We start from the raw sequence: 6,031 nt of genomic DNA, 5'->3' as shown, positions 1-6,031 counted from the left end.
AAAAAAATCTGATATAATTACATAAAAGAAATATATTTATTTGTAAAAGGATTTGCAGCTATGGCATTTATCGACTACTTACGCAGATTTTTCACATTTTTTAGGTTTAAACACAGTGTTGTGTTAGTAACTTCTATCGCTCTTAGTGTTTTGTTTTGGCTCTATGCCCCGCTTGTAGCATTTAACGATATATACAGCTTTGCTAGCGTTAGCTCACGAGTTAGCGTGCTAGTTGCTTTTTGGGCAGTTATATTGTTTTTTGTCCTGCTTAGACCGCTGATGAACTATTTTGCATCACGCAAAGATGAGAAAAACGACAAACTAAAAGAGATCAAAAAAGAGTCATTGGATAGTTTTGGCAAAGCAAAGAGAAATTTCTTACTTTCGCTAAAAGACGCCAAAACGACTTGGAAAAAAGATATAAATTTTAAAAAATTGCCATTAATAATGATAATAGGCAACGAGGGCGCTGGAAAGAGTGCTTTTATAAACTATTCAAATATCGAATTTCCTCTATCTGATAGCCTGGATACTTATAAAAAGATACATCAAAGTACAACAAATTTTAACCTTTATGTATCAAAATTTGGCGCCTTACTAGATACTGAGGGCATTCACTTTGCGCAAGAGAGCCTCTATCAGCCAACTGCAACAGAAGAGCTTCCTGAAGATGATGTGGAGAAAAATAGGGACTATCTACTTAAAAAAGGCGTTTGGAACGAGTTTTTACACTTTTTAAAGAGAAATGACTTTAACTCAAGACTAAGTGGAGCCGTGCTTATCATCGATACTAAAAAATTCCTAGAAGGCACTCAAGAGTATTTTGACGAGCTTATAAGATATATGGTAAAGAGGATAAATGACTGCGAGAAGCATCTGGGCATTAAATTTCCTATCTACGTGGTCTTTAGCAAGCTTGACCTTATAGATGGCATGGGTGATTATTTCAAATTATTTAATGAAGACGTGGCAAATAAAGCTCTTGGTATAAATTTAGACTCAAATTTCACCGCTCAAACACTTGAAACAGAGCTTAAGGGCTTAAGCGACTCACTATTTAAACACCTAATGAGCAAAAACTCGATCTCGCACATGCTAGAAGATAAAAAACGCTCATATTTGTTCTTAAAACAGCTTGAAAATTTCTTCGTGCTGGTAAAAGACTTTGTCACAAAGCTAAGCTCTCAAAATGCTCTTAAAAACACATCTGTTATAAATGGAGTTTATTTTGTAAGTGCATATCAAGAAAACATCCCTATAAACTACCTTACAAATACAATTTGTGATAAATATAGCATCAAAAAACCACTTCTTAGAGCGGTAAATAATTACAGCAAACAAAGCTATTTTGTAAAATCATTTTTAAAAGAGATCGCTTTTAAAGCAAATGTAACTAAATTTGGCGCTCAAAATAGATTTATTAAATTTATAAATTTCGCCCTAGTGGCTGCACTTTGTGTGGGAGTTTATTTTGGCTCTAGTTATATTTTAAATATCAAAAATACAAAAGAGCAAATTGCGGCTAACAACGTAGATAAAATCTCTAACTATCTTGATAGCAAAAAGTTTAAAGACCTTACCGCTACACAAAAGATCGAGCTTTTAAATCTGCTAAAACAAAGTCTAAACGACTATCCAAGGATCTTTAGCGGTGATACTAAATTTGAGTACATCACCCTTGATACCTCTTATAAGGGTTTTGCGCCTGTTAAAGCGCTTTATTACGATCTTAGTGCTGACTTTTTCAAAAATACAGTTTTAACTGAGATGGAAAATATCCTAAAAACAGAGAGTGATCCAGATAAACTCATAAAAGCCTTTTATATGTATGATTCACTTTTTGATAAAAACTATACAAACGTAGATCTATTTAAAATTTGGATAGCTGCAAACTGGGATAAATTTGAAAAATATGGTGTTGCTAAAGATGAATTTCTAGCACACATCGAAGCTATTTTAAATGCTAAAAATTTAAGCATTTCAGCAGATCAGAGTGCTCAAAGTGCTGCAAATACTAAACTAACACCTGTTCAAAGAGCAAAAAGGCTCTACTCGATACTTGAGTTTATCTCATTTAAAGATGAAAAATCATTCTACGACATCAAAAAAGAGGTTGAAAATTTAAACCAAGTAGTTCAAGAAAAAGAGGCGTTTAATCCATTTAATAAAATTTATACAAAAGAAAATTTAAGAGACTTCTTGGCAAAACTTAGCTCAAACATCGATGAGACCGCAGGCATTGAGTCATGGCTGATGGATACCAACTCATCTTTAAAAGATATCAGCTCAAATGAGAAAAAAGAGCTAAGTATCGCAGTTGTAGAGCTTTACTTGCAAAACTATGCTGATAAATGGAACCAAATTTTAAGAGCGATCGAGCCAAATGAATTTGCTACTAAAAAAGAGGTCATAGATGAGCTTGAAATTTTGTCAAAAAGAGAAAACCCACTAAATTCTCTTATAAAACTAACTAATCAAAATACAAATTTAAATGATGAAAATTTACTAAAATACATCTACTCTCTAGGCTTTGCTTCAAGCGAGATAAAACGTGTATTTACAGACTTTAGCACTAAATTTACAAACTATCATGCGCTAAATTCTGACGGATCTCTAGATCTTATCAGTAATGACGTCACAAATGTATATAAAAAAGTTAGCGACTATAACTTTGAGATGCTTCAAAGCAGTGACGACAAGATTGTTTATGCGATAAATGGTATAAAAAATGAGAATGATCCATTTATCGTGCTAAATAATGACGCTAAAAAGCTTCCAGATGAGCTAAATGAATACTATCAAAAGCTATCAAAACTTGCTTGGAAACAGGTAGAAAACGGAGCTTCATCGCTTTTAGCAACAGCTTATAAAGATGATGTTCTTGATGACTTTGAAAGTCTTATAAAACCTTATTATCCATTTAATGAAAACTCAGCAAAGGCTGTTAGCATCGAAGAGTTTAAGAGATTTTTTGGAAAAGACGGAACTTGGAATAGCTTTTATGATAAGTATCTAAAACAAATTTTAAGTAAAACAGGCAGTGGTTATAAGGTAAGACCAAAATATGCAAAAGAGCTAAGATTTAATAAAAGTTTCCTTGAAAATATCGCTTATATCGATAGAATTTCAAATTTGATGCTTGACTCAAATGATGAGCTAAAACTAAACTATAACTTAAAAGCGGTTGATCTATCGGCAAATTTCAGCCACATAAATATAGGCTACGCAAATAACTCTTTGGCGTATGATCACACGATCCCATCAAATTTACTTGTCTCAAGTAAAAGCTTTGATATCTCAACACAGTTTAAATTTAATGCAGTTTCAAATGCAGGCAGTGATAAAAAAGAGATCAGCTTTGATGGTGAGTGGGGCTGGTACAAGCTCTTAAAGGCTTCAAATTTCAGCAGCATTGGCGTTAGCACGCTTAACTTTGATGGTAAAAAAGAGTCATATTTTGGCTTTGAAGTTACTCCAAATGGCGGAGAGCTTTTAGAGCTTATGAATATCATACCAACGATTGATTTACCAAGAAAGATGCTTTATTAAGGAAAAAATATGCAAGAAATAGCAGCGGTTATACAAAATTTTGATAAAGCTTCGAGCTTTTTGGCGCAGTATGTCATTTTTGATGAAAACGGTGGGGATATAGGCTCGCTAGATACGGTTAAATTTCCGTGCAGTGATACAAGCGGCTCTATAGCTTCAAAGCACGCTCATATAGGCTTTGAAGAGGGAGTTTTCACCATTTGCGGATATGAAGGATGCGAGATATTTTATAGCGATTCTTATTCGAAGTTGCCTGATGATTATGAAAGTGTGATAAATCCAGGAGATATTTTTAGGATAGGCGAGCTTAAATTTATATTTATAGATCCTTCTAGGATAGATGAATATGTCGGCAAAGCTCACAAGATCATAGAAAATACTAAAAATTTTGATGAACTTGATAATAAAGAATTTGAACCAGTTGGGAAAATCTCAAATGTTGATTTCAAAGAGGAGCCAAAGATAAATTCTCTCATAGATGAAGAAAAAGATATCACTTTAAATGAAAATGTTAATGATGTGCCTTTAAATTTAAATGAGAGCGCTCAAAATTTCGATGAAGAAGATATAAATACTCAAAGGATGCTAACAGCAAAGAGCATGGATGAGCTTTTGATGAATTTAGTTGAGAGCATAAAAGTGCAGCCAAACATGAGCCCTATAAGCGAGCAAAGCAGGACGTTAAACACAAAAGATATGGAAACTATTATAAAAACGCTGCCTTTAAGCGATAGTACGACGCTTGTTAATGCTGTTTTACTTAAGCTGATATGCAAGGAGCTGTATAGTCAAATGTACGATATAGTCGAGAATAATTCATTTTTCAAATATCTCTCTGGTGCTGTAACAAAAAGTACCAAAGAAGATAAAGAGGCGTTTAATTATTTATTACATAAAGCACTTGAAAGCTATATGTTAAAAAAGTAATGTTTTTAATGAAATAGAAAGTTAATAAAAGTTAAAATAACCAAATTTTTTAATAGGAGTAAATATGTCACAACCAGTGTATATTAAGGTGAAAGGTTCTACTCAAGGACTTATCTCAAGTGGTGCTTCAACAGAAGCTAGTATCGGTAATCGCTATCAGTCAGGTCACGAAGATGAGATCATGGCGCAAGAGGTTTCTCACATCGTAACTGTTCCAGTAGATCCACAAAGTGGCCAACCATCAGGACAAAGAGTACATAAGCCATTTAGCTTTACAACATCTTTAAACAAAGCTGTGCCACTTCTTTACAACGCACTAACTCAAGGCGAGAGACTTCCAGAGGTTGAGATCCACTGGTACAGAACATCAACTAGCGGTGGTGCTGAGCACTTCTTTACTACAAAGCTAGAAGATGCAACTATAACAGATATCACTCTAGTAAGCCCAAATGCTCAAGACAAGCTAAACAGCGACAAAACTGAGCTTTTCAAAGTTTCAATGAACTATAGAAAGATAGTTTGGGAGCACGTAGCTGCAGGTACAAGCGGAAGCGATGACTGGAGAGAAGCTACTAAAAAAGCTTAAAAAATAACCTAGGGATCCTCCCTAGGGATATCAATCTTCTCGTTGGAAGGACACAAATGAGCCCTTTTTATCATTATCTTTTAAAACACCATGATATGTGAAATGCGATATGAAACACTTAGCAATAATCATATTTCTCATAACATCTTTATATTCACACGAAGCAAATTGCACGGATATGTTTGCTATGATTTTTGATAAAAATACGACTGATGAAAATACTGCTAAATGTATAGAATATTACATAGATGATCTTGGATGCGATGCTAATATGACTATTAAAATACCAGATCTTTCAATAAAACCAAATTTATTAGAGTATGCTTATGACGCAAATAAAACAAAAACTTTTGATACTCTTTTGGCAAAAGGTACAGCCGCTAATGCAAGCCTAGCAACATCTATAGGTATGAGCTTTGCATTTTTCTTTAGAGAAAATGGTGTCGGTATAGACAACAAAAAAGCAAGCCCTGAGCTACTAGAATTTATAAAAACTCAAAAATATAAAGAATTTAAAGAAGAAAAATTTAAGCTAATCAAAAAGCTTTTAGAACATGGTCAAGATCCTTATCATTATGGCTATTTAAGGGTTATACTAAAGATAGTAGGAGATGAAAAAGATTTAGATAAGCTTTTAGAAAGCGAGAAGAGATGATGCTAAATTTTGGCTATAGACTTTTATTTTTAGTGCCACTCTCTTTCATTTTGGTTGGGTGCGAAGGAGTAGAGTGTTTAACTGATGAAAATCAATATGCTGAAAAAATGATATATCAAGGACTTAGTAAAGATGATGCAAATGGAACTTGGGCATGTTTTTTTAATCGTTACGATATAAATATATATAGCTCTGGCGATGAAGCTTTAAAAAAGATATTTGAAAATATAGAGATAGCAAAAATAAAAACGAAAGCAAATATAAAAGTAAATGTTTATAAAGAAACTTGGATACCTAGCAGTACACCACCTAGT

5 protein-coding genes are annotated in these 6,031 nt (G+C 33.5%); all 5 read left to right on the top strand.

Annotation, left to right across the window (positions count from 1 at the left end):
• Positions 1–60: 60 nt before the first annotated feature.
• A complete protein-coding gene (tssM, locus tag F3G98_RS07375) occupies positions 61–3,549 on the top strand; it encodes a type VI secretion system membrane subunit TssM (protein WP_103608043.1) in 3,489 nt (1,162 codons plus the stop codon).
• Positions 3,550–3,558: 9 nt separating this feature from the next.
• Positions 3,559–4,476 (top strand): hypothetical protein, encoded by a 918-nt coding sequence (locus F3G98_RS07370; protein WP_149725956.1) that lies wholly within the window; start codon positions 3,559–3,561, stop codon positions 4,474–4,476.
• Between the two features lie 64 nt (positions 4,477–4,540).
• Positions 4,541–5,062, top strand: a complete 522-nt coding sequence (locus tag F3G98_RS07365; protein ID WP_012001093.1) for an Hcp family type VI secretion system effector — start codon at positions 4,541–4,543, stop codon at positions 5,060–5,062.
• Positions 5,063–5,249: 187 nt separating this feature from the next.
• Entirely contained in the window at positions 5,250–5,717 is a 468-nt protein-coding gene (locus F3G98_RS07360) for a hypothetical protein (protein ID WP_223231327.1), read from the top strand.
• Positions 5,714–6,031 (top strand): hypothetical protein (locus F3G98_RS10435; RefSeq protein WP_188116980.1); only part of this gene is annotated, 318 nt, incomplete at its 3' end. The genes F3G98_RS07360 and F3G98_RS10435, both read left to right, overlap by 4 nt.

Source organism: Campylobacter concisus (assembly GCF_902460895.1).
GTDB lineage: Bacteria > Campylobacterota > Campylobacteria > Campylobacterales > Campylobacteraceae > Campylobacter_A > Campylobacter_A concisus_BC.
The sequence above is the reverse complement of the archived record's forward strand: the minus strand, read 5'-3'. Positions and strand labels throughout refer to the sequence as shown.

What these genes read in the sequence shown, in the direction of transcription:
- F3G98_RS07365 (WP_012001093.1), top strand. Translation starts at nt 4,541, where the DNA reads ATGTCACAACCAGTGTATATTAAGGTGAAAGGTTCTACTCAAGGACTT.
- F3G98_RS07370 (WP_149725956.1), top strand. Translation starts at nt 3,559, where the DNA reads ATGCAAGAAATAGCAGCGGTTATACAAAATTTTGATAAAGCTTCGAGC.
- F3G98_RS07360 (WP_223231327.1), top strand. Translation starts at nt 5,250, where the DNA reads ATGATTTTTGATAAAAATACGACTGATGAAAATACTGCTAAATGTATA.
- tssM (WP_103608043.1), top strand. Translation starts at nt 61, where the DNA reads ATGGCATTTATCGACTACTTACGCAGATTTTTCACATTTTTTAGGTTT.